This window comes from Micromonospora sp. NPDC047620 (assembly GCF_043205005.1).
Lineage (GTDB): Bacteria > Actinomycetota > Actinomycetes > Mycobacteriales > Micromonosporaceae > Micromonospora.
The window spans coordinates 1-24,970 of the sequence record NZ_JBIDDG010000053.1; the positions used below are offsets into that span (position 1 = coordinate 1).

General features: G+C 74.7%; 24 protein-coding genes. 12 read left to right on the forward strand and 12 right to left on the reverse strand.

What is annotated here, in order from left to right; translation table 11 throughout:
• Positions 1 to 517: 517 nt before the first annotated feature.
• The 4 genes from ACGF5C_RS33305 to ACGF5C_RS33320 all read left to right on the forward strand — a co-directional run bounded on the left by ACGF5C_RS33305 (position 518) and on the right by ACGF5C_RS33320 (position 3,895).
• Positions 518 to 1,141: a hypothetical protein gene (locus ACGF5C_RS33305; RefSeq protein WP_393308158.1), complete on the forward strand. Its 624-nt coding sequence runs from the start codon at positions 518 to 520 to the stop codon at positions 1,139 to 1,141.
• A gap of 90 nt (positions 1,142 to 1,231) precedes the next feature.
• Positions 1,232 to 2,479, forward strand: a complete 1,248-nt coding sequence (gene purD / locus ACGF5C_RS33310) for a phosphoribosylamine--glycine ligase (protein ID WP_393308160.1) — start codon at positions 1,232 to 1,234, stop codon at positions 2,477 to 2,479.
• Positions 2,480 to 2,538: 59 nt separating this feature from the next.
• Positions 2,539 to 3,057, forward strand: coding sequence for a SigE family RNA polymerase sigma factor (locus ACGF5C_RS33315; RefSeq protein WP_393308162.1), 519 nt, complete (start codon positions 2,539 to 2,541; stop codon positions 3,055 to 3,057).
• The gene (locus tag ACGF5C_RS33320; protein ID WP_393308164.1) at positions 3,050 to 3,895 is read left to right on the forward strand and encodes a hypothetical protein; all 846 of its coding nucleotides are present in this window, start codon (positions 3,050 to 3,052) and stop codon (positions 3,893 to 3,895) included. The genes ACGF5C_RS33315 and ACGF5C_RS33320 overlap by 8 nt, the downstream gene beginning before the upstream one ends.
• On the opposite strand, the gene ACGF5C_RS33325 is transcribed toward ACGF5C_RS33320, so the two are convergent.
• The 3 genes from ACGF5C_RS33325 to ACGF5C_RS33335 all read right to left on the reverse strand — a co-directional run bounded on the left by ACGF5C_RS33325 (position 3,886) and on the right by ACGF5C_RS33335 (position 7,059).
• Positions 3,886 to 5,211 (reverse strand): MFS transporter, encoded by a 1,326-nt coding sequence (locus ACGF5C_RS33325; protein ID WP_393308166.1) that lies wholly within the window; start codon positions 5,209 to 5,211, stop codon positions 3,886 to 3,888. The genes ACGF5C_RS33320 and ACGF5C_RS33325 overlap by 10 nt on opposite strands.
• Before the next feature lie 179 nt (positions 5,212 to 5,390).
• Positions 5,391 to 6,605, reverse strand: coding sequence for an acyl-CoA dehydrogenase family protein (locus ACGF5C_RS33330; protein WP_393308168.1), 1,215 nt, complete (start codon positions 6,603 to 6,605; stop codon positions 5,391 to 5,393).
• Between the two features lies 1 nt (position 6,606).
• A complete protein-coding gene (locus tag ACGF5C_RS33335; RefSeq protein WP_357449789.1) occupies positions 6,607 to 7,059 on the reverse strand; it encodes an SCP2 sterol-binding domain-containing protein in 453 nt (150 codons plus the stop codon).
• A 68-nt stretch (positions 7,060 to 7,127) separates the two neighbouring features.
• Between ACGF5C_RS33335 and ACGF5C_RS33340 the strand changes: the two genes are divergently transcribed.
• Complete coding sequence (locus ACGF5C_RS33340; RefSeq protein WP_393308170.1) at positions 7,128 to 7,766, forward strand: TetR/AcrR family transcriptional regulator; 639 nt, start codon at positions 7,128 to 7,130, stop codon at positions 7,764 to 7,766.
• 164 nt (positions 7,767 to 7,930) lie between these two features.
• Here the strand turns inward: ACGF5C_RS33340 and ACGF5C_RS33345 are convergent, their stop codons facing one another.
• The gene (locus ACGF5C_RS33345) at positions 7,931 to 8,572 is read right to left on the reverse strand and encodes a DedA family protein (RefSeq protein WP_393308201.1); all 642 of its coding nucleotides are present in this window, start codon (positions 8,570 to 8,572) and stop codon (positions 7,931 to 7,933) included.
• Positions 8,573 to 8,710: 138 nt separating this feature from the next.
• Positions 8,711 to 9,604: an NAD(P)-dependent oxidoreductase gene (locus ACGF5C_RS33350; RefSeq protein ID WP_393308172.1), complete on the reverse strand. Its 894-nt coding sequence runs from the start codon at positions 9,602 to 9,604 to the stop codon at positions 8,711 to 8,713.
• Between the two features lie 89 nt (positions 9,605 to 9,693).
• Here ACGF5C_RS33350 and ACGF5C_RS33355 point away from each other — a divergent pair, with 89 nt between their 5' ends.
• The 3 genes from ACGF5C_RS33355 (at position 9,694) to ACGF5C_RS33365 (ending at position 12,333) form a co-directional block, all read left to right on the forward strand.
• Entirely contained in the window at positions 9,694 to 10,311 is a 618-nt protein-coding gene (locus ACGF5C_RS33355; protein WP_393308174.1) for a TetR/AcrR family transcriptional regulator, read from the forward strand.
• A gap of 70 nt (positions 10,312 to 10,381) precedes the next feature.
• Positions 10,382 to 11,695, forward strand: a complete 1,314-nt coding sequence (locus ACGF5C_RS33360) for a sensor histidine kinase (protein ID WP_393308176.1) — start codon at positions 10,382 to 10,384, stop codon at positions 11,693 to 11,695.
• Entirely contained in the window at positions 11,692 to 12,333 is a 642-nt protein-coding gene (locus tag ACGF5C_RS33365) for a response regulator (protein ID WP_393308178.1), read from the forward strand. The genes ACGF5C_RS33360 and ACGF5C_RS33365 overlap by 4 nt, the downstream gene beginning before the upstream one ends.
• 151 nt (positions 12,334 to 12,484) lie before the next feature.
• Here ACGF5C_RS33365 and ACGF5C_RS33370 read toward each other — a convergent pair whose 3' ends face one another.
• From ACGF5C_RS33370 to ACGF5C_RS33400, 7 genes are all read right to left on the reverse strand, one after another.
• Complete coding sequence (locus tag ACGF5C_RS33370; RefSeq protein ID WP_393308180.1) at positions 12,485 to 13,084, reverse strand: DedA family protein; 600 nt, start codon at positions 13,082 to 13,084, stop codon at positions 12,485 to 12,487.
• A 122-nt stretch (positions 13,085 to 13,206) separates the two neighbouring features.
• Complete coding sequence (locus ACGF5C_RS33375; RefSeq protein WP_393308182.1) at positions 13,207 to 14,469, reverse strand: adenylosuccinate synthetase; 1,263 nt, start codon at positions 14,467 to 14,469, stop codon at positions 13,207 to 13,209.
• Positions 14,466 to 15,425, reverse strand: a complete 960-nt coding sequence (locus ACGF5C_RS33380; protein WP_393308184.1) for a hypothetical protein — start codon at positions 15,423 to 15,425, stop codon at positions 14,466 to 14,468. Before ACGF5C_RS33380 ends, ACGF5C_RS33375 begins: the two co-directional genes overlap by 4 nt.
• 10 nt (positions 15,426 to 15,435) lie before the next feature.
• Complete coding sequence (locus ACGF5C_RS33385) at positions 15,436 to 16,407, reverse strand: serine/threonine protein kinase (protein WP_393308185.1); 972 nt, start codon at positions 16,405 to 16,407, stop codon at positions 15,436 to 15,438.
• Entirely contained in the window at positions 16,404 to 17,156 is a 753-nt protein-coding gene (locus ACGF5C_RS33390) for an NUDIX domain-containing protein (protein ID WP_393308187.1), read from the reverse strand. Before ACGF5C_RS33390 ends, ACGF5C_RS33385 begins: the two co-directional genes overlap by 4 nt.
• A 102-nt stretch (positions 17,157 to 17,258) precedes the next feature.
• Entirely contained in the window at positions 17,259 to 18,329 is a 1,071-nt protein-coding gene (locus tag ACGF5C_RS33395; protein WP_393308189.1) for a MaoC/PaaZ C-terminal domain-containing protein, read from the reverse strand.
• Positions 18,329 to 19,684 (reverse strand): 3-oxoacyl-ACP reductase, encoded by a 1,356-nt coding sequence (locus tag ACGF5C_RS33400; protein WP_393308191.1) that lies wholly within the window; start codon positions 19,682 to 19,684, stop codon positions 18,329 to 18,331. Before ACGF5C_RS33400 ends, ACGF5C_RS33395 begins: the two co-directional genes overlap by 1 nt.
• A gap of 55 nt (positions 19,685 to 19,739) precedes the next feature.
• On the opposite strand from ACGF5C_RS33400, the gene ACGF5C_RS33405 reads away from it, so the two are divergent.
• From ACGF5C_RS33405 to purB, 4 genes are all read left to right on the forward strand, one after another.
• Positions 19,740 to 21,032, forward strand: coding sequence for an acetyl-CoA C-acetyltransferase (locus tag ACGF5C_RS33405; RefSeq protein ID WP_393308193.1), 1,293 nt, complete (start codon positions 19,740 to 19,742; stop codon positions 21,030 to 21,032).
• A gap of 143 nt (positions 21,033 to 21,175) precedes the next feature.
• Positions 21,176 to 22,945, forward strand: a complete 1,770-nt coding sequence (locus ACGF5C_RS33410) for a PT domain-containing protein (protein ID WP_393308195.1) — start codon at positions 21,176 to 21,178, stop codon at positions 22,943 to 22,945.
• Positions 22,946 to 22,979: 34 nt separating this feature from the next.
• Positions 22,980 to 23,165, forward strand: a complete 186-nt coding sequence (locus ACGF5C_RS33415; RefSeq protein WP_393308197.1) for a hypothetical protein — start codon at positions 22,980 to 22,982, stop codon at positions 23,163 to 23,165.
• A 246-nt stretch (positions 23,166 to 23,411) separates the two neighbouring features.
• Positions 23,412 to 24,836 carry an adenylosuccinate lyase gene (gene purB, locus ACGF5C_RS33420; RefSeq protein WP_393308199.1) on the forward strand — a complete coding sequence of 475 codons (1,425 nt, stop codon included), beginning with the start codon at positions 23,412 to 23,414 and terminating at the stop codon, positions 24,834 to 24,836.
• Positions 24,837 to 24,970: the final 134 nt, after the last annotated feature.

Sequence of the window (24,970 nt, forward strand, 5' to 3'; positions counted from 1 at the left end):
ATGCCCAAACGTCAACACACCCGGCGCGGCCACCAACACCCCCCAGCACAACCAAGATCAGTTGCACTGAACCCTAGAAACCGCCCGGCGTGTCGGAGCAATAACTTCATGATCAACGGCTCGGGGCGAGGGGTTGTCCACAGGATGGGTCCGGGTTATCCGCAGGGGTTTCGTCGATTGGGCGCGGCCGGGAGAGTCGGTCGGTGTGGGGACGGATCCGCTGGCGGTCGTGCGATTGATGGCCGGTGCACGCGACGGCATCGTGACGCTGGCGCAGGCACGTACGGCCGGGTTCACCGTGCACGACGTACACCGGTTCTGTCGGTCCGGTCGCTGGCGTGCGGTGATCCGTGGCGGCTACCTCGTCGATGCCGACCGCTATGACGGCATCCCGCGACGGGCACGGATCAGGGCGGCTGTTGCATCCTTCGGTGCGTGTGCCGCCGCCGTCCTGACAACGGCCGCCGAATTGCATGGCATCGCGGGACCGCGGGCGACGGGGGCGATCCACCTGTCGATGCCCGGTCCGGTCGCGAGGCCCGCCCGGCTGGCCCATCCCGACGTGGTGGTGCACCAGTTGACGGTCGCGCCAGGTCAACTGGTCCGAGTCGACGGCATCGCCGCCACCTCGCCGCTCCGGACCGTCGCCGACCTGGTCCTCTGGGAAGACCGCTACGCCGCGGTAAGCGTGCTGGACTCCGCGCTGAACCGAGGGCTCATCACCGACGAGGAGCTGCTCGCCGTGCCGCGCCTGATCAGAGGTCGACGTGGCGCGGTGGCGGGACGCTCCCACCTGGCGGAGGCGGACGGGCGGGCGCAGTCCCCGCTGGAGACCCGGACGAGGTTGCGCTGCGTCGACGGCAAGGTGCCCCCAGACGTCCTCCAGCTCATGGTGCGCGACGACGACGGCTACCTGCTCGGGATCGGTGATCTCGGCTGGCGGGGTCCGAGGGTGATCGCCGAAGCCGACGGGCGGGGCCCGCATGGCACTCCAAAGGCCGTCTACGCCGACCGCCGCCGACAGAACCGCCTGGTCAACGCCGGCTGGACCATCCTCCGTTTCACCTGGGCCGACACCCTCGACCCCGCCTACATCCCCCGGACCGTCCGCCAGGCCATCGCCGCCGCCCAGCACCGTTGATCATGAGGTTGTTGCCAGCGGTGCCCGGCGTGTCGAGGCAAGAACCTCATGATCAACGGGGTGGGCGAGGGGGGTCAGTAGGATGCGGGTGTGCGGGTTCTTCTTCTTGGTGGTGGGGGGCGGGAGCATGCGCTCGCGCTGGGCCTCGCCGGCGATCCGTCCGTCGAGCAGCTGATCGCGGCGCCCGGGAATCCCGGTATCGCCTCGCTGGCGGAGCTGCGGGCGGTCGATCCCTGCGATCCGGCGGCTGTCGCCGCGCTGGCGGTGGAGACCGGGGTCGACCTGGTGGTGATCGGGCCGGAGGCGCCGCTGGTCGCCGGGGTCGCCGACGCCGTACGCGCCAAGGGGATCCCCGCGTTCGGGCCGTCCGCCGAGGCCGCCCGGCTGGAGGGCTCGAAGGCGTTCGCCAAGGACGTGATGACCGCTGCCGGCGTGCCGACGGCCCGCGCGTACACCTGCACGGATGCGGAGAGCACGGCGAGGGCGCTGGACGAGTTCGGCGCGCCGTACGTGGTGAAGAACGACGGGCTCGCCGCCGGCAAGGGCGTCGTGGTGACCGACGACCGCGCCGCCGCGCTCCGGCACGCCGAGGAGTGCGGGCGGGTCGTCGTGGAGGAATACCTGGCCGGCCCGGAGGTCTCCCTCTTCGTGGTCACCGACGGCGAGGCGGCGGTGCCGCTGCTGCCGGCGCAGGACTTCAAGCGGGTCGGCGACGGCGACACCGGCCCGAACACCGGCGGCATGGGGGCGTACGCGCCACTGCCCTGGGCTCCGCCCGGCCTGGTCGACGAGGTCATGCGCGATGTCGTCCACCCGACCCTGGCCGAGATGGCCCGACGGGGCACCCCGTTCGCGGGCCTGCTCTACGTCGGGCTGGCGATCACCGCCGACGGCCCCCGGGTGATCGAGTTCAACGCCCGCTTCGGCGACCCGGAGACGCAGGTGGTGCTCGCGCTGCTGGAGACCCCGCTCGCGGGGCTGCTGCACGCCGCCGCCACCGGCACGCTGGCCGGGCACCCGCCGCTGCGGTGGCGCGACGGGGCCGCCGTCACGGTCGTGGTCGCCGCCGAGGGCTACCCGGCCGCCCCGCGCAGCGGCGACGTGATCACCGGTGCCGAGGGCCCGGGCGTCATCCACGCCGGCACCCGCCGGGCCGACGACGGGACGCTGCTCTCCTCCGGTGGCCGGGTACTCTGCGCCACCGCCACGGGCGCCGACCTGGCCGCCGCCCGGGACGCCGCGTACGCGCTGGTGGCCGGCGTGGAGCTGGCCGGCTCGCACCACCGCACCGACATCGCCGCCGCCGCCGTCGAGGGCCGGATCACTATTCCGGGCTGACCGGGCAACCCCCGCCGCCGTCGCCTCCGTTTGACCGGTGAGGCGAGGAGGTGGCGGGATTGCCTGCCGACATCGAGGGCTACCGCGAGTACGTGACGGCGCGGCTGGAGCCGCTGCGCCGCACGGCGTACCTGCTCTGCGGCGACTGGCACACGGCCGACGACCTGGTGTCGACGGCGCTGGTCAAGCTGCTGCGGCACTGGCGGCGGGTGTCCGCGATGGACAGCCCCGACGCGTACGTCCGGCGGACCCTGCTGCGGGTCTGGCTGGACGAGCGGCGCCGCCCGTGGCGGCGTGAGGCCGCCTGGGCCGAGGTCCCGGACGCCCCCGCACGGTCCGCGACCGAAGGTGCCGCCGACCGGCTGACCATCCTCGCCCTGCTCGCCGAGTTGCCGCCGCGCCGCCGCGCGGTCCTGGTGCTGCGCTACTTCTGCGACCTGTCCGTCGAGGAGACCGCTCGGGAACTCGGCTGCACCACCGGCACCGTCAAGAGCCAGTCGGCGCGGGCGATCGAGGCGCTGCGGGGCCGCCTCGTCGGTGCGCCGGCCCGAGCCCAGGAGGCAGGCACCGATGGATGAACTCTCCCAGCAGATGCGCACGGCGGTGGCCTCGTCGCCACCGACCAGGATCGACGTGGACCGGCTGATCGCCGACGACCGGCAGCGCCGCCGCCACCGGGTGTGGGCGCTGGCGGGCGCCGGGGCCGCCGTCGCGGTCGCGGCGGTCGCGGTGGCACCGGCGCTGCTCGCCGGTCCCGCCACGCAACCGGGCGGCCTCACCCTGCCGCCGGCCGCCGCGGGTACCGCCGACCCGTCGCTCTGCCCGATCGCCGAGCCGTCGGCCAGTGGCCCGCCGGCGCCGCAGCAGTCGTACGACACGGTGCGCGACCGGCCGACCGAGCGTCCCGATGCCGGCGTGGCCCGGCTGACCGGTGTGCTGCGCCCGGCGCTGGCGGCCGTCGTGCCGGCGGGGCTGACGGTCGAGGGCACGATCCCGGGCTGCGACCAGGTCCAGTTCACCTACGAGAAGAGCCACTGGAACTACTACGCCCACGCCCGGCTGGTCCGGGACGGCCAGACCGACAGACTGAGGGTGACGCTGATGCCGACGGCCGCCGACGAGCCCCTGGGATGTGCCGCCGCCCCCGATCGCCGTGCCTGCACGAGCCGCCGTCTGCCGGACGGCAGCACCCTCGCCACCAGCGTCTCCACCCCTGGCGACGGGGGCCTTGAGCAGCGCTGGGTGCTCGTGGAGCGGGTGGACGGCACGTCCGTGACGGTGACGACGGACAACATCGACATCGTCGTCGAGGAGCCCGGCGGGACCCCGAGGCCGGAGTTCGGGCCGCCGCCGGTGCTCAGCGTGGCGCAGTTGACCGAGATCGCCACCACGCCCGGGCTGACGCTCTACCCCTGATCCGGCGGGTCCCGGTGTGCCGAGGGCGCCCACTGCTCGCCGAGCGGGAGGGGCCCCTCGACCCGGCCCGACGTGCCGCCGGGCGGGGCGGGCGGGTGGCGGGGCGGTTCGTCCAGGTCCCGCAGCACGGGCAGCGGCGCGGCGACCAGCGCCGCCACCAGCAGCGCCCCGGCGAGCAGCAGGAAGGCCGGGCGCAGCCCGAGCCACTCCACCAACGGCCCGGCGAGCAGGTAGCCCGCCGGGCCGGCGGCGTACGTGAAGGAGGTCATCACCCCGACCACCCGGCCGCGCAGCCGCTCCGGGGTGTGGGTCTGCATGGCGTAGTTGGCGAGCGGGTTGACCGGCCCGTACGCGAGCCCGATGACAGCGGCGAAGCCGAGCATGGCCGGGTACGGCGGCAACGCGGCCAGTCCGACCAGGGCCGCCCCGGTGACCACGAGGGCGACCACCATCAGGGTGCGCCGGCGGATCCGCCGTCCCGCCGTGCCGGAGGCGAGGGCCCCGACCACCGATCCGGCGCTCATCGCCATCAGGATCGCGCCGAGCCGGGCCGGTTCGCCCTGCGCGACGAACCACGCCGGCAGCAGCACGCCCTCGACCGGTAGGTAGAGCGCGACCAGCACCATCGTGATCAGTGCGATGGTCCGCAGCAGCCGGTCCCGCCAGACGAACCGCAGTCCCTCGGCGGTGCCGTGCCACAGGCCGGCCGGCGGGCGTTCCGGGCGGCCGGCCCCGGGCAGCCGGACGGCGGCGACCAGCGCGACGGCCAGCGCGAAACCGGCGGCGGTGACCCAGAGCGTCGAGCCCGGACCGATCGCGGCGATGAGCACGCCGCCGACCCCGGGCCCGATCAGGAAGGCGAGGCCCCAGACCGCCTCGTGCACCCCGTTGGCCCGTTCGATCCGCCACCCGGCGGCCTGCGCGGCGGCCGGCAGCAGCGTCTCGCGGGCGGTCAGCCCGGCCGGGTCGAAGACGGCTCCGAGCGCGGCCAGCGCCACGATCCAGCCGACGTTCAACCCGAGCAGGGCGTCGACCACCGGGATCGCGGCGACCGAGACGGCGGAGAGCGCGTCGGAGACCAGGGCCGTACGCCGCCGGCCGAGCAGGTCCACGACGGTGCCGGAGACGAGGCTGGAGAGCAGCAACGGCAGCGCGGTGGCCGCCGCGACCAGGCCGGCGGCGGTGGCGCTGCCGGTGCGCTCCAGCACCAGCCACGGCAGGGCCACGGTGGACACCCCGTTGCCGATGCCGGAGAGTAGCGTCGCCGCCTCGACCAGCAGCAGTGGCGTACGGCGGCGGCGTCCAGAGGTGATCATTGTTCCGTCAGCCTAGAAGCAGGCGGGGGTGGGGCGCCGGGCAACGGCCTGCTCGGCACTGGGAGCGGCCCAGCTCGCGGCCTGCCGGTGCGTGCGGGGGTTCGGGGCGCGATCGGCCGCGGCGACGCGGTTTCGCCGGGGCGTCGGCACGGCGGGGGCTTGACGATGGGCGATCCGGGTCAGCGGATCTGGACGCCGGAGACGGCCCGGGAGATGACCAGGCGCTGGATCTCCGAGGTGCCCTCGAAGATGGTGTAGATCTTGGCGTCCCGGTACCAGCGTTCGACCGGGTGGTCCCGCAGGAACCCGGCCCCGCCGAGCAGCTGCACGGCCTTCTCGGTGACGGAGACGGCCACCTCGCCGGCCTTCAGCTTGGACATCGAGCCCTCGCCCGCCGTGAAGGGCCGGTTGTTGCGGCCCATCCAGGAGGCCCTCCAGATCAGCAGCCGGGCGGCGTCGATCTCCGTCCTCATGTCGGCCAGCGCGAACGCGACCGCCTGGTTCTCGATGATCGGCCGGCCGAACTGGACCCGCTCCTTGGCGTAGTCCAGCGCGTACTCGTAGGCGGCGCGGGCCACGCCCAGCGCCTGCGCGCCGACCGTGGGCCGGGACAGCTCGAAGGTGCGCATCGCCGCCTGGCCGGAGGCGCGCCGGCCGGAGCGGGCCCGGTCGAGCCGTTCGCGCAGCGCGTCGCGGCCGCCGAGCAGGCAGCGCCCCGGCACGCGTACGTCGTCGAGGAAGACGTCGGCGGTGTGCGACGCGCGCAGGCCCAGCTTGCGCAGCTTGCGGGTCGCGGTCAGCCCGGCGGTGCCCGGCGGTACGACGAACGCCGCCTGCCCCCGGGACCCGAGCGACGGGTCGACCGAGGCGGTGACCACGTGCACGCCGGCGATCCCGCCGTTGGTGGCGTACGCCTTCTGCCCGCTCAGCACCCACTCGTCGGTCGCCTCGTCGTGGACCGCCCGGGTGCGCATCGCGCCGACGTCGGAGCCGGCCTCGGGCTCGGTGGTGCAGAACGCGGCGACGGCGGGCTCGTCGACGGTGCCGAAGCACTGCGGCACCCACTCGACCAGCTGGTCCGGGGTGCCGGCGCCGTAGATGGCGGCCACCGCGAGGGAGGTGCCGAAGATGCCCAGCCCGATGCCGGCGTCACCCCAGAAGAGTTCCTCGCTGGCGACCGGGAGGGAGAGGCCGGTGGGGTCGGCCCAGCAGGTGGCGAGGAACTCGAAGCCGTACAGGCCGACCTTCGCCGCCTCCTGGATGATCGGCCAGGGAGTCTCCTCCCGGGCGTCCCACTCGGCCGCGGCCGGGCGCACGACCTCGGCGGCGAAGCCGTGCACCCAGTCGCGCAGATCCCGCTGTTCCTCGTTCAGGTCGAGCGAGAACTCGGCCATCTCAGGCCTTGGGGATGTCGAACAGGTTGGCGATGTTGGCGGCCAGGCCCAGGTCGCCCTTGGCCTTGAGCTTGCCGGTCATGAACATCATGACGGGGTTGGCCCCACCGGAGACGATCTTCAGGAACTCGACCGGGCCCATGGTGAGGCTCAGCTTCGGGTCGTGCTGCGCGGTCTCGTTGACCGTGCACGCGCCGTCGGCGATGACGACCTCGTAGGTGTCGGTGCCACCGTCGGGGCGGCCGGTGATGTTCCAGTGGATGACCGCGTTGGTCGAGCCCGCCCGGTCGGCGCGGAAGAGCTGCGGCATCCGGCCGAAGACCTCGCCCAGGATCTTGCCGCGCAGGTCGCCGGACATGACCTCGGCGATCTTGTCGTCCGGGGTGGACTTGACCAGCTGGGCGAACTCCTTGGGGCCGACGTTCGCGAAGTTGGCCGGGTCGAAGTCAGTCATGGGTCTGCACCTTCCGGGTATTGGCTACTCGTGCGTAACCCTACGCACGAGTAGGTATGCTCGCAAGGGTGTCCACCCCACCCACCTTCAAGCGCCTCCCGCGTGCCGTACGCGAGCAGCAGATGCTCGACGCGGCCGTGAAAGTGTTCTCCCGCCGGGGGTTCCACGCGGCCAGCATGGACGAGATCGCCGAGGACGCCGGCATCTCCAAACCGATGGTCTACGCCTACCTCGGCACCAAGGAGGAACTCTTCGTCGCCTGCCTGCACCGGGAGGGCGCCCGGATGATGCAGGCCATCGCCGGGGCGGCCGCCCCCGAGCTGTCGGCCGACGAGCGGCTCTGGCGCGGACTGCGGGCGTTTTTCGGTTTCGTCGGGGCGCACCGGGACGGCTGGGCGGTGCTCTACCGGCAGGCCCGGGGCGAGCAGCCGTTCGCCGGCGAGCTGGCGGGCATGCGCGCCCGGCTGGTCGAGGTGGTCGCCGGGATGCTCGACCACGCCCTGCGGGCACAGGGGCGCGAGGTGGGCGAGACCGACCTGGAGGTCGTCGCGTACGCCCTGGTCGGCGCGACCGAGTCGCTGGCGGACTGGCTCGCCGACCACCCGGAGGCGGACCCGGGAAAGACCGCGACGCGGATGATGAACGTCGCGTGGCTCGGCGCCGGCCAACTCCTGCACGGCGCTACCTGGCAGCCGCCCACCGCCTGACCTCCCGCCCGGGGAGACGGCCGGCCGCCGCCCGCGCGGTCCCCATGCCCGGTTGGTGCCGCACCTCGCCGCCGCCGACGCCGAGGCCCGGCCGCCGCCGACACCCGGCCGGCGGCGATGGCGCCGAGGCTCGGCCGGCGTCGGCAGCCGGGGCCGCCGGTGGGTCACCGTCGCAGCTCCGCCGGCTCCCGGGCGGGCGTGCCGACGGCAGCCCGGCGACGGTTCAGGAGCCAGCGGGTCACCTCCACCACCAGGGTCACCGTCAGGGCGAGACCGAGGCCGAGCAGCAGCCCCCGGATCGGATCCTGCTCGAAGGCGAGCCCGCCGAGGTAGCCGACCAGCGCCGAGTAGACGCCCCACGAGCCGGCGGCGAGCGCGTCGAAGGCGAGGAAGCGCCGCCGGGGGAAGCGGGTCGCCCCCATGGTCATGGTGACGGCGGTCCGGCCGCCCGGGACGTACCGGGCGACGGTGAGGACCAGCCCGCCCCGGACGGCGATCCCGCGCCGCGCCCACTCGTAGGCGGCCCGTCGCCGCCCGCCGTCGGGCAGGCGGGCGAGCAGGCGACCGCCGCCGTGCCGGCCGATGGCGTACGAGACGTGGTCGCCGACCAGCGCGCCGGCCGCCGCGACCACGATCACGGCCAGCAGGTCGGGTTGACCGGTCGCCGCGAACACGCCGGCGGTGATCACGGCCGTCTCGCTCGGCACCGCCGGGAAGAAGCCGTCGATCACCGCGATCGCGAAGAGCGCCAGGTAGACCCAGGGCGAGGACATCGTCTGGTGGAGCAGGTCGAGCACCGAATCCATGATCTCGATGCTGGTGCCGGGGACCGGTTCCGCCATCGCCCGGTGGTCACCCGGCGCCTACGACTTAAGTCGTGCCCGACCCGGAGGAGCGTCCGGGTCGGGCACGGGCCGGTGTCAGGGTCCCGGCGGGCGCCGGTGTCAGGGCCGGGTGTCGCGGCCAGCCACGGCCGTTCCGGCCGGGAACACCTCGACCAGACTCGTAAGGCTCTGGTCGGCACGGCCGTCCGCCATGCCCCGGCGGCAGGCGTCGAGCACCGCGGCCGGCAGCGTGGTGTCGACGCCGGCCGCCCGGACGGTGTCCAGGACGTGTTCGACGCTGGCGACGGCCATCGCCAGCCGGTCCACGTCGCCCCGATGGTCGCCCGCGTCGATGCGGGGCGCGTAGAACTCCAGGAACTGGGCCACGTCGGCCGTCTTCCGCGCGATGGGTAGGAACTCCGTGGCGGTGATGCCATGGGTGCGCGCCACCGTCACCGTGTGCAGCCAGCTCACCATGATGGTCCAGAACAGGTTCATCCCGAGCTGGTAGTACAGCGCCGCCAATCCCGGATCCTCGCCCAGGTAGTCGACGCCCGTCAGCACCTCCAGGGCCTCCCGGTGAGCTGCGAGCGCATCGGGCGGTCCGCTGTAGTACGTGCTGGACTCCGGGACCCCGATGCCGGACGGTGGCACCTGCACGCCACCGGTCAACTGCCGGGCGCCGTGTCCGGCGAGCCAGGCCGCCGCTTCCCGGGCCCGATCGGGAGTGTCCGAGCTGAGGTTGGCGATCACCCGACCGGGCAGCTCGGCCATGGCACTGCCGAGGATCTCGTACATCGCGTCGTAGTCGGTGAGGCTCAGCACCACCAGTTCGTTGGCGGTCAGGGCCTCGTTCGGGGTCGCCGCCCGGCGGGCACCCCTGCCCACCAGCTCGTCGGCCCTGGCCGCGGTCCGGTTCCACACCGTGACCTCGTATCCCCGGTCCAGGAACGCGCTCACCATCGCCCGGCCCATCGGCCCGAGGCCGATGACGGTCACTGCGCGGTCAGTCATGAAGATCCTCCTCTAGAACGAACGCTCTATCTAGCGTGAGGACGCTAGCACAGCACTAGAGCGAACGTTCTATCCGGTAGCCTGGCGGCATGAAGACGTCCGTGCGGCAGTCCGCGACCGTGGAGGGCGGCCTCGGCACCCGGGACCGGATCGTGCGGGTCGCCTCCCGGTTGATGCAGCGCCACGGCTACGACGGCACCGGCATCAAGCAGATCTCGGTCGAGGCCGGGGCGACCCTGGGGTCGGTCTACCACTTCTTCCCCGGGGGCAAGCAGGAGTTGGCCGTGGCCGCCATCCGCCACGGCGACCAGGAGTTCGCCGACCTGCTCCGGGTGATCCTCGACCAGGTCGCGGACCCGGCCGAGGCGGTGGTCGCCTGCGCCCGCGACCTCGCCGACGGGCTGCGCGACTCCGACTGGGCCGACGGCTGCCCGGTCACCGCCACCGCCCTCGGCACGGCGAGCCGGGCGCCGGACATCCAGCGGGCCGCCGCGGAAGCGTTCGCGCACTGGCGGCTGCTGGTCGCGGACAAGCTCCGCCGCGCCGGTATCGCGGAGGACGACGCCGAGGAACTGGCCCACACGGTGATCTCCACGCTGGAAGGCGCCGAACTCGCGGCCCAGGTCTCCCGCAGCGCCCGGCCGCTGCTGACGGCCGGCCGGCACCTGGCCCAGCTGATCAACCTGCACCGGTCGCCGGGTGCCTGAGCGGAGCGCGCCGCGCGGACACCCGAGGCGGACGGGCGGCACCGGCCGCCGCCCCGCCTAGGCTCGGGATGTGACCTCCCGCGCCGTCGCGCTCCGTCGCACCGCCGACCAGTACGCGCCCGTGCTGCTCGCCGTCGTCGTGACGGCGGGGGTGTGGGGGTCGGCGACCGGCTCGCTCGGGGTGCGCTCGCCGCTGCCCCGGGCGCTGGTCCTCGCCGTCGCCGTCCTCGCCGGCTGGGCCGCCGCGACGGTACGCGTACGGTGCTGGCCGCTCTTCGTGACGGCCGCCGTCGCGTGGCTGCTCCTGGCGGCCTGGCCGGCGGCGGTGGTGGCCTCCGGGCAGGCCGGTCTGCGGCTGCGGGGCCGACGGCGGCTCGTCGCCTTCCTCGCCGGCGCCGCCCTGGTCGCGGTCGTGGGTGCGCTGATCGGTGTCGCGGTGGGCGGCGAGCGGCGGCTGACCACGGCCACGCCGGCCAACGCGGCGGCGATGTTCGCGCTGGCGGTGTTGTTCCCGCTGGTCGTCGGGCTCTGGATACGCGCCCGCCGGGAGACCCTGGCCGCCCTGCGGGACCGGGCCGAGCGGCTGGAACGTGAGCAGGAGGCGCGGACGGAGCGGGTCCGGGCCGAGGAGCGGGCCCGGATCGCCCGGGAGATGCACGACGTGGTGGCGCACCGGGTGTCGCTGATGGTGGTGCACGCCGGCGCGCTGGAGGTCACCGCCGCCGACACGGCGACCGTCGACGCCGCGGCCCTGATCCGGTCCACCGGGCGACAGGCCCTCACCGACCTGCGCGAGGTGCTCGGCGTCCTGCGCCAGCCCGCTCCCGCCCACGGCCCGGCCACCGCCGCCGACGGGCTGGCCGGCGTCGACGACCTGCTCCGGGAGTCGCGCGCCGCTGGCCTCCGGGTGGACCGGCAGGACGAGGGGACGCCCCGGCCCGTTCCCGCCACCGTCGACCGGGCGGTGTACCGGGTGGTCCGGGAGGCGCTGACGAACGTCCGCAAGCACGCGCCGAACGCGGACACCACCGTCCGGCTGCGGTACCTGTCCGGCGGGGTGGAGGTCAGCGTCCGCAACGGTCCGCCCGGCGCGGTGCGCGGGTCGGGTGCGGGTGCTCCGCCGGCGGGTGCCGTGCCCGGGGCGGACGCGGACGGCCGGTCGGCGGGCCGCGCGGCCGCGCAAAGGGTGGGCCAGCCGGCGGGCGGTGCGCCCCCGCCGGGTACGGGCGGCCGGTCGGCGGACCGCGCGGCCCTGCCGGGGGCGGGGCTCGGGCTGATCGGCCTGCGGGAGCGGGTGGAGCTGCTGGGCGGGCGGCTGGAGGCCGGCCCGCGCGACGGCGGCTTCCTGGTCCGGGCGCTGATTCCGGTGGAGGAGGCGACGTGATCCGGGTCCTGGTCGTCGACGACGAGCACCTGGTCCGCTCCGGCCTGCGGCTGATCCTGGAGGCGGCGTCCGACCTCACCGTGGTCGGCGAGGCGGCCGACGGGGCCGCGGCGTTGGCCGAGACCCGGCGACTCCGCCCCGACGTGGTGCTGCTGGACGTCCGGATGCCGGGGACCGACGGGCTGACCGCCGCGCCGGAGTTGGTCGCCCTCGGCGTGAAGGTGATCATGCTGACCACCTTCGACCGGGACGAGTACGTGCACCGGGCGCTGCGGGCGGGGGCCGTCGGCTTCCTGCTGAAGGACACGCCGCCCCGGGAACTCGCCGCCGCCGTGCGTACCGTGGCCGCCGGGAACGCCATGCTGGCCCCGACGGTGACCCGGCGGCTGATCGACTCCTTCGCCGAGCGGGGCCCGGCCCGGCGGGACGCCGCGCGGCAGCGGCTCGGCCAGCTCACGGACCGGGAGCGGGAGATCGTCCGGGAGGTCGGTCGGGGGCTCGGCAACGCCGAGATCGCCCGCCGGCTGACGATGAGCGAGGCGACCGTCAAGGCGCACGTCAGCCGGGCGCTCGCCAAGCTCCAGGTCGCCAACCGGGTGCAGCTCGCGATCCTGGTCCACGACGCCGACCTGCTCTGACTCGCCGCCCCGGCGCGCCGCCATCCGGTCCACCCGTGGAACACCATGGCTGTCAAAACGGGCCGGTGACACCCATGGCGTCCCACCCGCCGGCCGGGCCGGGGAGGTGGCGGGGCGGTGGGGGAGGGTGGCAGGTGGGTGGGTGTCGGGGTCAGCGGTGGCTGCGGTGGCGCAACCAGCGGACGGACTCCAGCAGCAGCGTGACCGCCACCGACATGCCCACCCCGGCGAGGATGCCCTTGACGGGGTCGCGCTCGAACGCCAGCCCGCCGAAGTAGCCGAGCAGGGCGGAGTAGAGCGCCCAGCTCACCGCCGCGATCGAGTCGAACAGCAGGAACGAGCGGAGCGGGTAGCGGACCGCGCCCATGGTGAGGGTGACCGCCGTGCGACCGCCAGGGATGTACCGGGCGGTGGTGAGGATCAGCCCGCCGCGCTGGTGCACCGCCCGGCGGGCCCACTCCGAACCGGCCCGCCGCCGGCTGTCCTCGGGAAACCGGGCGAGCCGGTGCGCGCCGCCGCCCCGCCCGATGGCGTACGAGATGTGGTCGCCGACGCAGGCGCCGAACGCGGCGACGACGATCACCGCCACCAGGTTGGGGCTGCCGTCGGTGGCGAGTACGGCGGCGGTGATCACGGCGGTCTCGCCGGGCACCGCCGGGAAGAACGCGTCGACCGCGGTGAGCCCGAACAGCAGCAGGTACACCCACGGGGAGCTGACCAGCTGCCGGAGCAGGTCGAGCGCGGACTCCATGCCCCCATGCTGGCCGGGCACGGTGCGCCGGGTGGCCGAGTCGCCGGATCACCCTGCTCGACGACGCATTCAAGATCCGCGAGCGGCGGCACGCTCACCCGCCGCCGGCCGCGATCACCGCGTCAGGCGGCGGCGACCAGGGCCGGCGGGGCGAGTAGCGGGCCGTGCGGGACCTTGTCCCCGGCGGTGGGGCCGTGCGAGGTGAGCACCACCGGGGCGGCCAGTTCCCGGGCCACCGCCGACGGCCAGTCGACGGGCGGGTCGTCGTATACCGGGCGGGAACGCAGCAGGCGGGCGGTGATCTCGGCCTGCCGGTCCAGGTCGCCGGGCGGGCCCGGGGTGAGCCGGTCGGTCCAGTCGTAGCGGCGGCAGATCCGCAGCCCGGGGCCGGCGAGGTCGAGGTGGGTCAACGCCAGGCCGTCGACGCCCCCGGCCGCGGCGAGGGCGTACCGGTGGGCGACCGCGTCGAAGTGGCCGAACCGGAACCGGCCCTGCCACGGGTTCGTCGGGTTGTGCGGGTCGGTCAGCGGCAGGGTCGGGTCCTCGGTCACCAGCGGCCCCGGCCCGTGCCGGGTGGTGGTCACGCGCAGCACCCCGAGCCGCGTCGCCGTTCCCGCCTGGCCCGCCTCGGCGAGCAGGCTGTCGGCGTTGGCGAACGTGGTGGTGCTCCACGTCGTGTACGGGTGGAAGCCGTGCCACTCGTCGAGCAGCACCCCCTGCGCGCCCTCGAAGACGCACGTCCCGGCGCGCAGCGCCCCGGCCAGCCAGCCCCGGTCCACGATCGCCACCCGCCCGGCGAACCCGGTGAACGCGGGCAGGCAGTCCTCGACGGGCGGCGCGTCCAGCGGCCCCAGCTCGGCGGTCAGCCGGTCCCGCAGGGCGGTCAGCCGGCGGCGCAGCAGCGCCGGGGTGCGGCAGTCGGCCACCCGGGGCGCCTCGTCGGGGTGGGCGAGACCGTACGCGACGGCCTCGCCCACCCCCAGCCCGCAGGAGCCGTGCCGGTCGGCTCCCCGGGCGACCTCGCGGGCCCGGTTGGCGGCCCGGTGGTACGGGGTGGCGAGCAGCGCCTCCCCGTCCACGGTCAGCCGGTCGAGCGCGTCGGGCACCCCGACCGAGGCGAGGTGGTCGGCCTCGGCGGCGAGCGCCAGCGGGTCCACCACCACGTGCCGGGACAGGTGCGTACGTACCCCGGGGTGGAAGGTGCCCGCGCCGAACTGGGCGAAGGTGTGGTGCCGCCCGTCGCGCAGCACCACGTTGTGCGCCGCCTGCGCGCCCCCGTTGAAGCGGACCACGGTGTGCACGGGCCGGGTGGCGCAGAGCCAGTCCACGACCGTGCCCTTGCCGGCGTCGCCGTAGCCGAGGTCGACCACCGTCACGTGTCTCACAGCCGGGTGACCCCGCCGTCGGTGTCCCGGAAGGCCGGCAGCGCCGACACCTCGGCGCGCCGCCCCCGGCCGAGCCGGGCCAGCGCCTTCGACACCGTCCCGGTGGCGCCCGAACCGGCCCGGTCGAGGTCGCGCAGGCCCTCGTCGAGGTCGATGGCCTGCTCGCCGAGGCCGATGGTGAGCGCGATGGTCTCGCAGACCGCGTCGAGGTCGTCCAGCACGACGGCGTTCTGCCCGAGCAGGCCCCGCCAGAAGTCGAGCACCTTGGCGTTGCCGGCGTAGTGGCTGCCGGCGGGGAGCAGATAGTAGGTGTCCCAGCGGCGGGTCATCTCGTCGACCACCTGCCGCAGCGGCACGTCCTCGGCCAGGTCGTCGCCGATCAGGCGGGCCACCTCCCGGGCCTTCACCTGCGGGTAGGCCAGCTCGTCGCCGATGATGAACAGGTAGCCGCGTCGGCCGCGCTTCTCCCAGCAGTCGGTGACCGTGTGCCGGGCCATGAAGTACATGGCCAGCTCGTACGACTCCGTCATCTGCCCGCCGCCGCCACCCTCCAGCACGATCCGGCCGAGGTCGTCGTCCATCCGGTTGTCCGACTCGAACTGGCCGACCTGCAACGGCACCCGGTCGCAGGTGGCGTCGCCGATCGCGCCGAACATGATCTGCGGATCGCGGGCGTAGCCCTGCCGCTGGAGCAGCCCGAGCAGCTGCGGCAGCTTGGTCTGGAGGACGCGCGGCACGTTGCGCATCGAGCCGGTCACGTCGAACAGCACGGCGATGGCCGTCGACTGCGGGTGCTCGTCGGAGTCGCGGCTCTCCCGCGTCGCGTCGCGGGGGTCGAGCGCGGGGTGCACCGTGCGCGCCCCGCTGTCGCTGTAGGAGAACGCGCTCTTGCCGGTGGCCCGGCGGTAGCGGTCGGCGGCGTCGTACACGTCGGTGGACCAGATTCCACTGCCCATGGCAGCCTCCTCAGGGGGTCAGGGTGAAGGGTCGGAAGGTGCGCGGCCCGTAGAGCCGGTCCAGCACCTCGTCGAGTTCGCGGAGCAGGCGCCAGGCGTCGCCGGGCCGGGCGTTCAGGGCGGGCCGCAGGCAGCCCCGGGCGAAGGCGAGCAGCTCGCGCGGCGCGCGCGGGCCCATCAGCCAGGTCATGCAGCGGGTGGCCATCGCGATGTCGGTGCCCGGCCCGCACGGGCGCTTCGCGACGACCTCGGCCGGGTACCAGTCCTCGTGGCCGGGCACGAGCGCCGGGACGGCGCCGCCGTCGACGACGGAGAAGCACCAGTCCACCAGCACCACGCCGTGCCCGTCGGGCTCGATCAGCACGTGCGGCGGCAGCACCGCGCCGTGCACCACGCCCGCCCGGTGGGCCAGGCCGAGCGCGACCAGCAGCCGCCGCCACATCCAGGCCGCGTCCCGGGCGTCCAGCCCGTCCGGGTACGCGCGCCGCACCGCGGTGAGGTCGTGCAGGCCGGGCGCGGTGGCGAGCACGGTGATCCGCCGCTCGGCGCCGGTGTCGGGGTCCCGGTGCGGGAACTCCTCCACCAGCCGGGGCACGTAGGGCAGGTAGCGCGGGTCGCCGCGTTCGGCGAGGGCGCGCAGGGCGTGCGCCTCCCGCGCCATCAGGTCGTTGTCGGTGGGCCGTCGGGGCAGCTTGAGCAGCCTGCCCGCCCCGACGTCGTAGAGGTCGGCCAGGTCGCCGGAGTACGCCGGCGCGCCGAGGCGGTAGCCGCCGAGGACGGTGACCCGCCGGGCCCGCCAGCGGGTGGTGACCCGGACGAACGCGTCGGTGGCCTCGGCGCGTACGGCCGAGTCGGCGGGCACGCGGTCGGGGTGCAGGGCCGCGACCAGTTCGCGGTAGCGCCGGGCCGGCTCGTCGGCGCCGAACAGGTCGGCGTCGGTGCGGGCCGCCGCGACCAGGCGGATCGCCTCGGCGGTCCTCACCGCACCGTCTCCTCCCGGGCGGGGCGCAGCAGCGCCGGGTGCAGCAGCCGGGCGTCGCCGGCCCGGTAGAGCTTGGCGCGGGGACCGCCGCGGGCCCCGCCGCGCTCGGTGCTGGCGCCGGTGCTCTCCACGAAGCCCGGCACCGAGAGCACCTTGCGGTGGAAGTTGCCGGCGTGCAGCGGGTGCCCCCAGACCGTCTCGTAGACGGCGCGCAGCTCGCTGATGGTGAACTCGGGGGCGAGGAAGCGGGTGGCGAGCGGGGTGTATTCCAGCTTGGACCGGGCCCGCTCCAGCCCGTCGGCGATGATCCGGTCGTGGTCGAAGGCGAGCTGCCGGCTGCTCAGGGCGGTCACCGGCAGCCAGGCCGCCTCGTCGGCGTCGGTGCCGGCGGCCGCGTCCGGCAGGTCGGGCGCGAACGCGAGGTGGGCGACCGAGACGACGCGCATCCGCGGGTCGCGGTCCACGCCGCCGTAGCTGGCCAACTGCTCCAGGTGTACGCGCCGTAGCCCCTCGCCGCCGAGCCCGGTCTCCTCGGCCAGCTCCCGCCGGGCGCCGGTGGTCAGGTCCTCGTCGGGGCGGAGGAAGCCGCCGGGCAGCGCCCAGTGCCCCGCGAAGGGCGGCTCGCCGCGCCGGATGAGCAGCAGGTGGAGCGCGTCGTCGCGGATGGTCAGCGCCACCACGTCGACGGTGACCGCGACCGCCGGATAGGCCCGGGGGTCGTACGCGGCCAGGAAGTCCTGCTCGTCCACAACGTCCCTCTCATCCTGAGAACATCTCGATGTGAGAACAACTTAGCGCATGTGGCCGCCCCTGCCAACCCCCGGCGGCGCGGGTGCGGTTGGCAGGGGCGGTCAGCGCACGTGGCCCACCAGGTGCGGGCGCCCGCGCAGGTCGTGCAGGGCGAACCCGCCGCCCGGCAGCAGTCCGAAGCTCACCGTGCTCGGCAGCGGCACCGGCAGCTTGAAGACCACCTCGACGGTGTAGGCGTCCGGCAGCCGGTTCTCCAGCGCGGCCAGGCACCGCGCCTTGCTCCACATGCCGTGCGCGATGGGTCGGGGGAAGCCGAACAGCCGGGCGCCCAGTCGGGAGGTGTGGATCGGGTTGTGGTCGCCGGAGACCCGCGCGTAGTGCGTACCGACGCGGGGCTCGACCCGCCAGTGGGCTGAGCCGACCGGCGCCGGGGACCACTCGCCCCGGTCGCGCCCTCCGCCGCCGGGCCTGCGCTCCCGGCCGAGATACGTCGAGACGCCGCGCCAGACCTCCTCCCCGTCGACCGAGCCGACCAGCACCACGTCGACCTGCCGCCCCCGGTCGTGCGGGCGCGGGTTCTCCGCGTACGCGGTGAAGTCGAGGGGCTCGTCGGCCGTGACCGGGCGGCGCACGGTGATCCGGTTGCCCACGTGCACCACGCCGGTCAGCGGGATCGGGAACCCCGGCGCGGTCATCAGGCGCAGGGCCAGCGGGAAGCCCATGACGTGCGGGAACGTGGCGGGAAGCCGGTCGGTCAGCCGGAACCCGCAGACCCGGTCGTAGTCGGCCAGGTGCGCCCGGTCGACGGCGACCCCGCCGACGGCCAGCTCGACCGCCGGGACGCCGGTCGCCGCCGGCCGCCCGCCGGGGCCGGGCAGCGCACCGAGCAGCGCCCGCCGGTAGAGCGCCCCGGCCGCCGGCATCCGGGCCAGCTCGACGCGTTCCCGGGCGACCGCCCCGGCGTGCCCGGCCAGGTCCGGCGTCGCCTCGACGGAGGAGGCGTGCCCGGAGAGGTCGTGCGTCTCCGCCAGGCTCAGGTCGTGGTCGGCCGGCCCCGGCCGGCGGATCGCGGCGAGGGTCTCCGCCGACAGCCGCTCCGTGGGGCCGTCGATCAGCTCGTGCACCGACAGGTCGTCGGACGGGCCCTCCGCCGGTTCCCTCCGCCCGGCCATCACGCCCCCAGCAGGCTCTGGCCGCAGACCCGGACGACGTTGCCGCTGACCGCGCCCGAGGCGGGCCACGTCAGCCAGCCGATGGTCTCGGCGACGTCCACCGGCAGCCCGCCCTGGGACATGCTGTTCATCCGCCGGCCCGCCTCGCGCAGCACCAGCGGGATGCGCGCGGTCAGCCGGGTCTCGATGAACCCGGGGGCGACGGCGTTCACGCTGATCTGCCGTTCGCGCAGGACGGGGGCGAGCGAGTCGACGAGCCCGATCACGCCCGCCTTGCTGGTGGCGTAGTTGGTCTGGCCCCGGTTGCCGGCGATGCCGGCGATGGAGGAGACGGAGACGATCCGGCCGCCGGCCGGGATCAGCTCCCGCGCCAGCAGCACGTCGTTGATCCGCTCCTGGCTGGACAGGTTGACGTCGAGCACCGTGTCCCAGCGGTCGGCGTCCATCCGGCCGAGGGTCTTGTCCCGGGTGATGCCGGCGTTGTGCACGACCACGTCGACCCGCCCGTGCCGGTCGGCGAGGTGCTCCGCGAGCCGGGTCGGGGCGTCGGGGGCGGTGAGGTCGAGCTGGACGGCCGTCCCGCCGACCTCGTTGGCGACCGCCGCCAGCTCGTCCCCGGCCGCCGGGACGTCCAGCGCGACGACGCGCGCGCCGTCGCGGGCCAGCACCCGGGCCAGTGCCGCGCCGATGCCCCGGGCGGCCCCGGTGACCAGGACGACCTGCCCGTCCAGCGGGCGGTCCCAGTCGGCCGGCGGCCCGGCCGTGCCGGCGCCGACCCGGATCACCTGCCCGGAGACGTACGCGGACCGGCCGGAGAGCAGGAACCGGAGGGTGGCCTCCAGGCTGGTCGACGTGCCGGCGTCGGGCTCCCTCGTGATGTACACGAGCTGGGCGGTGACGCCGCGGCCGAACTCCTTGCCGATGCTGCGGGTCAGCCCCTCCAGGGCCCGCTGGGCGGTGGCCTCCCGGGGCGAGCCGCCCTCGGCGGGCGGGGTGCCGAGCACGACCACCCGACCGCTGGGCAGCACCGAGCGGGCGTGCGGGTGGAAGAAGTCGTACAGCTGGCGCAGCTCGGTGGAGTCGGTGATGCCGGTCGCGTCGAAGACCAGGGCGGCGAAGCGCTCGGTGGGCTCCACGGCGGCGGGGTCGCGCAGCTCGACCCCGGCGGCGGTCAGGATCTTGCCGACCTGCTCGGCGAGCCGACCCCCGGTCGCGGCACCGAGCAGGACGGGCCCGGGGGCGAGGGGGTCGCCGGGGGTGTGCCGGCGCAGTCGCGGCGGGTCGGGCAGCCCGAGGCGCTTGACCAGCGCGCGACCGGCCCCCGATCGGACGAAGCTCGCGTACCTGTCGGTCATAGGCGTAGCCTACTGGCGAGTAGGTTGAGGGCAAGCCCTTCGAGGAGGCGGGATCGTGCAGAGCATCCGGCGGGTGGCGGTCATCGGCGGCAACCGCATCCCCTTCGCCCGGTCCAACTCGCGGTACGCGAGCGCGTCCAACGCGGACATGCTGGGCGCGGCGCTGGACGGGCTGGTCGCCCGGTTCGGACTGGCCGGCCAGCGGGTCGGCGAGGTGGTGGCCGGCGCGGTGCTCAAGCACGCCAAGGACTTCAACCTGACCCGCGAGGTGGTGCTCGGCTCGAAGCTCGACCCGCACACCCCCGCGTACGACATCCAGCAGGCCTGCGGCACCGGGCTGGAGGCCGCCATCCTGGTCGCCAACAAGATCGCCCTCGGGCAGATCGACGTCGGCATCGCCGGCGGCGTGGACACCACCTCCGACGCCCCGCTCGCCGTCAACGAGGACATGCGCCGCACGCTACTCAGGCTGAACAGCGCCCGCACCCTCGGCGAGCGGCTGAGGATCGCCGCGAAGCTGCGCCCCACCCAGCCGTTCCGGCCGGAGATCCCGCGCAACGCCGAGCCGCGCACCGGGCTGTCGATGGGGGAGCACGCCGCCCGCACGGCGCTGCGCTGGCAGGTCGACCGGCAGGCGCAGGACGAGCTGGCGCTGCGCTCGCACCAGCGGCTCGCCGCCGCGTACGACCGGGGGTTCTTCGACGACCTGCTGACGCCCTATCTCGGGCTCACCCGTGACCAGAACCTGCGCGCCGACACCAGCCCGGAGAAGCTCGCGTCGCTGCGGCCGGTCTTCGGCGCGAAGGGCCCGGACGCCGAGCGGGCGACGATGACGGCCGGCAACTCCTCGCCGCTGACCGACGGCGCCTCCACGGTGCTGCTGGCCAGCGAGGAGTGGGCCAGCGAGCACCACCTGCCCGTGCTGGCCTGGTTCTCCTGGTCGGAGACCGCCGCCGTCGACTTCGTGCACGGCGACGAGGGGCTGCTGATGGCCCCCGCGTACGCGGTGCCCCGGATGCTGGCCCGGGCCGGGCTGACGCTCCAGGACTTCGACTACTACGAGATCCACGAGGCGTTCGCCTCGCAGGTGCTGGCCACCCTGGCCGCCTGGGAGTCGCCCGAGTTCTGCAAGGACCGGCTCGGGCTGGACGCCCCGCTCGGCGCGATCGACCGGGAGAAGCTCAACGTCAACGGCTCCTCGCTGGCCGCCGGGCACCCGTTCGCGGCGACCGGCGGCCGGATCGTGGCAACCCTGGCGAAGCTGCTCGCCGAGAGGGGGAGCGGGCGGGGACTGATCTCGATCTGCGCGGCCGGGGGCCAGGGCGTGACGGCGATCCTGGAGCGCTGAGCGCCCACCCCGCTGGGGTGGACGCTGTGCGGCGCGCGCCGCCGGCCGGCGTGACTGTGCAGATCCGCACCTGGACGCGGTGCCGGTCGGGTGGCCTAGCCTGAGTCGCCCCCCGTTCCACTGTCGACCGGAGGATCCCGCTGGTGTCTGCCAACCCGACGTCCGTGCCCGACCCCAAGGCCCACCCCGCGCCGCCCTTCCCGGCCCCGTTCGGTCTTGCGCCGTCCGGGGGCGTCGGGATCGGCCGGACGGCCCAGGTGGTCACCGGGCTGGTGCTGCTCGTGCCGGCGGCCGTCGCCCTGCTCTGGTCGTACGTGCTCCCGTCGGTCAGCACGCTGGTGGAGAGCTTCCGGCGGGGCAACGGGCTGGGCGGGCCGACCGAGTCCGCCGGCGGCGACAACTACGCGCAGGTGATCGAGCGGGGGTTCCTCGGCGACCTGGGCCACGCGCTGCTCCTCGCCCTCGTGCCGCTGCTGCTCGCGCTGCTCGTCGCCCCGCTGCTCGCGCTCGCCGCACAGCGTGCCGGCCGGGTGCCCCGCCTGGTGACCCGGGCGCTGCTGGCTCTGCCGCTGGCCGCCTACGCCCCGCTCGCCGTGGGGATGGCGTGGACGATGGACCGGTTCGAGGCCGACCGGGACGCCTGGACGCAGGCGCCCACGCTGACCGCCGTACGCGCCGTGGCGCTGCTGACGGCCGGGCTGGTGGTCGCGGTCGGTGCCACCGTCTTCCTCGCCGCGCTGCGCCGTGGCCCCGGCGGCGGCCGCTCCGGCCCGGCGGTCCTGGCCGTCGGCGGCGTGCTCGGGCTGGCCGTCGTCGCGGTGACCGTGCAGTCCTGGTCCCTCCAGTGGCCCGTCATCGGCGGGCGGGAAGACCAGGTCGCCCCCCTGGTGCGGATCGTCCGGGAGAGCGTGGCCTGGCTCCAGTTCGGCGTCGGCGCCGCGGGCAACGTGCTGCTGCTCGCCCTGCTGGCGGTGCTCGGCATCCTCGCCGTCGTCCTGCTCCTGGTCACCCGGACGAGGATCGCCTTCACCGGGTGGCGCGACCGCCCGGCCGGTGCCCCGACGGGCACTCCGACAGGCACGCCTGCGGGCACTCCGACAGGCGCTCCGACGGGTACGCCGGCCGGCGTCCCGGCCGGTGCGCGCAACCCGGTCGCGCTCGGCCTGCTGGCGGTGGGGCTGCTGGCGTTCCTCGGCGTGCTCGCCTACGTGCTGGCGCCGTGGCTGCGGGCGCTCACCGCCGAGGCGGCGCTCCTGCCCTCCGGGGTCTCCACCGGCCAGGTCCAGGTCAACACGTGGCTGCCGCCGCTGATCCCGGCGGTGGTCGGGGTGGGCGTCGCCGCCCTGGCCGGCTTCGGCATCGGCGGCCTGCGCCCACTGGGCCGGGCCAGCGAGCTGCTCCTGCTGCCGTTCGCGCCGTGGCTCTTCGTCGGCGACGGTCCGCTGGCCATCGCCCATTTCGTCCGGGCCCGGGAGGCCGACCAGCTCAACACCTTCGTCGGGCTGATCCCGCCGGGCTGGCTCTGCATCCCCGCGCTCGTGGTGTTCACCCTGTTCTTCCGGGGCCAGCGGGAACGCTGGGAGGCCGGCGGCGGGTTCGGGTCGACCATGCTCCTGCCCGCCCTGCCGTTGCTGGCCGGCGCCGGGCTGCTGAGCTGGCTGGTCGGCGCGCAGAGCTGGCTGTGGCCGCAACTGGTCGTCTCGGACGTCCGGCACGCGCCGGCGACGCACCTGGCCCTCGTGCGGCTCGCGGAGTCCTTCGGCGACCCGGAGGCCATGCGGGGGCTCGTCGCCCAGGTGCTGCCGCTGCCGATGCTGCTGCTCTTCCTGGCCACGTTCGTGGCGTTGCACCTGCTCTACCTCGACCGGCTCGTGATCAGAGCGGGCTCGTCGACGGGGGACGGGGCCCGCTGATCCTGGGTGATCGTCTTTCATCGGGAGATTTGTCATGAAATCCAGACGTTGGTTGCTCGCCGCACTCTCCGGCGCGGCCCTGGTCCTGCTCCCCGGCACCCCGTACCAGGTCGCCGCCCCCACCGCCGTGGCCCAGGCCGCCGCGCTCGCCGAGGACGACTCGGGCGCGGGCCAGGCCGGCGGAGAGCCGGGCCAGCGCCCCGGCGGGGCGGAGGAGTAACCCGGAGAGCCGGGCCAGCAGTCCGGTGGGGCGGGCCGGCAACCGCAGCCGTCGCGTGCGCGGGATTGTGGCGGGCCCTGACGGGCCGTCCCGTACCTCCGTCCTGAGCGCGGTCAGCCGACCGGTCGCCGCGACGCGCGGCATGCCGGGGTGACGGCGCTCCGCCCACCCCGCCCTGCCGAGAGCCGTGGCACGTCGCGGGTCTTCGGCGAAGGCACGTGAGAGGGGCGTGCAAGACTGAGGTACGTGACGACGATCCCCAACGTGCTCGCCAGCCGGTACGCCTCGCCCGAGCTGGTCGCCCTCTGGTCACCGGAGCAGAAGATCCGGATGGAACGGCAGCTCTGGCTCGCCGTGCTCCGGGCGCAGCGGGATCTCGGCGTGTCCGTCCCGGACGGTGTGGTCGAGGCGTACGAGCGGGTGCTCGACCAGGTCGACCTCGCCTCGATCGCCGAGCGGGAGCGGGTCACCCGGCACGACGTGAAGGCCCGGATCGAGGAGTTCAGCGCGCTCGCCGGGCACGAGCACGTGCACAAGGGGATGACCTCCCGGGACCTCACGGAGAACGTCGAGCAGCTCCAGGTGCGGGCCTCGCTGGAGCTGGTCCGGGACCGGGTGGTCGCCACCCTGGCCCGGCTGTCCCGGCTGGCCGTCGAGCACTCGGGCCTCGTCATGACCGGCCGCTCGCACAACGTCGCCGCGCAGGCCACCACGCTCGGGAAGCGCTTCGCGTCGGCCGCCGAGGAGCTGCTGATCGCGTACGAGCGGCTGGACGACCTGATCAACTGGTACCCGCTGCGCGGCATCAAGGGCCCGGTGGGCACCGCCGCCGACCAGTTGGACCTCTTCGACGGCGACGCCGACAAGGTGGCCGAGCTGGAGCGCCGGGTGGCCGAGCACCTCGGCTTCTCCCGGGTGCTCGACAGCGTCGGCCAGGTATACCCGCGCTCGATCGACCTGGCGGTGCTCTCCGCGCTGGCGCAGATCGCCGCCGCGCCGTCCTCGCTGGCCACGACGATCCGGCTGATGGTGGGCCAGGAGCTGGCGACCGAGGGCTTCAAGCCGGGCCAGGTCGGCTCCAGCGCGATGCCGCACAAGATGAACACCCGGTCCAGCGAGCGCGTCAACGGCTTCGCGGTGATCATCCGGGGCTACCTGTCGATGGTCGGCGAACTGGCCGGCGACCAGTGGAACGAGGGGGACGTCTCCTGCTCGGTGGTCCGCCGGGTCGCGCTGCCGGACGCGTTCTTCGCCGCCGACGGGCTGTTCCAGACGTTCCTCACCGTGCTGGACGAATTCGGCGCGTACCCGGCGGTGGTCAACCGCGAGCTGGAGCGCTTCCTGCCGTTCCTGGCCACCACCAAGATCCTGGTGGCGGCGGTCCGGCGCGGCGTCGGGCGCGAGGTCGCCCACGAGGTGATCAAGGAGCACGCGGTCGCCGTCGCGCTCGCCATGCGCGAGAAGGGCGCCGCCGAGAACGACCTCTTCGACCGCCTCGCGGCGGACGGCCGCCTGGGCCTGACCCGGGGCGAGATCGACGCCCTCGTCGCCGACCGCACCGCCTTCGTCGGCGCCGCCCCGGCCCAGGTCGAGGCGGTCACCCGCCGCATCGCCAAGGTCGTCGACGCCCACCCCCAGGCCGCCACCTACACCCCACCCCCCATCCTCTGACCCTCCCCCACCGCCCCGTTGATCATGAGGTTGTTGCCTCGACACGCCGGGCGGTGTCAAGTGGTGAGTGCAATCGTCAGGGCGCGATGAGTTGAGCGAGACGCTGGGTTGGGGTTGCCCAGCCCAGCGTCTGG

Excerpts from the sequence above, each read along its gene's own strand:
- ACGF5C_RS33305 (WP_393308158.1), top strand. The coding sequence starts at position 518 with ATGCCCGGTCCGGTCGCGAGGCCCGCCCGGCTGGCCCATCCCGACGTG.
- ACGF5C_RS33320 (WP_393308164.1), top strand. The coding sequence starts at position 3,050 with ATGGATGAACTCTCCCAGCAGATGCGCACGGCGGTGGCCTCGTCGCCA.
- ACGF5C_RS33325 (WP_393308166.1), bottom strand. The coding sequence starts at position 5,211 with ATGATCACCTCTGGACGCCGCCGCCGTACGCCACTGCTGCTGGTCGAG.
- ACGF5C_RS33330 (WP_393308168.1), bottom strand. The coding sequence starts at position 6,605 with ATGGCCGAGTTCTCGCTCGACCTGAACGAGGAACAGCGGGATCTGCGC.
- ACGF5C_RS33335 (WP_357449789.1), bottom strand. The coding sequence starts at position 7,059 with ATGACTGACTTCGACCCGGCCAACTTCGCGAACGTCGGCCCCAAGGAG.
- ACGF5C_RS33345 (WP_393308201.1), bottom strand. The coding sequence starts at position 8,572 with ATGGATTCGGTGCTCGACCTGCTCCACCAGACGATGTCCTCGCCCTGG.
- ACGF5C_RS33350 (WP_393308172.1), bottom strand. The coding sequence starts at position 9,604 with ATGACTGACCGCGCAGTGACCGTCATCGGCCTCGGGCCGATGGGCCGG.
- ACGF5C_RS33355 (WP_393308174.1), top strand. The coding sequence starts at position 9,694 with ATGAAGACGTCCGTGCGGCAGTCCGCGACCGTGGAGGGCGGCCTCGGC.
- ACGF5C_RS33370 (WP_393308180.1), bottom strand. The coding sequence starts at position 13,084 with ATGGAGTCCGCGCTCGACCTGCTCCGGCAGCTGGTCAGCTCCCCGTGG.
- ACGF5C_RS33380 (WP_393308184.1), bottom strand. The coding sequence starts at position 15,425 with ATGGGCAGTGGAATCTGGTCCACCGACGTGTACGACGCCGCCGACCGC.
- ACGF5C_RS33395 (WP_393308189.1), bottom strand. The coding sequence starts at position 18,329 with ATGGCCGGGCGGAGGGAACCGGCGGAGGGCCCGTCCGACGACCTGTCG.
- ACGF5C_RS33400 (WP_393308191.1), bottom strand. The coding sequence starts at position 19,684 with ATGACCGACAGGTACGCGAGCTTCGTCCGATCGGGGGCCGGTCGCGCG.
- ACGF5C_RS33415 (WP_393308197.1), top strand. The coding sequence starts at position 22,980 with ATGAAATCCAGACGTTGGTTGCTCGCCGCACTCTCCGGCGCGGCCCTG.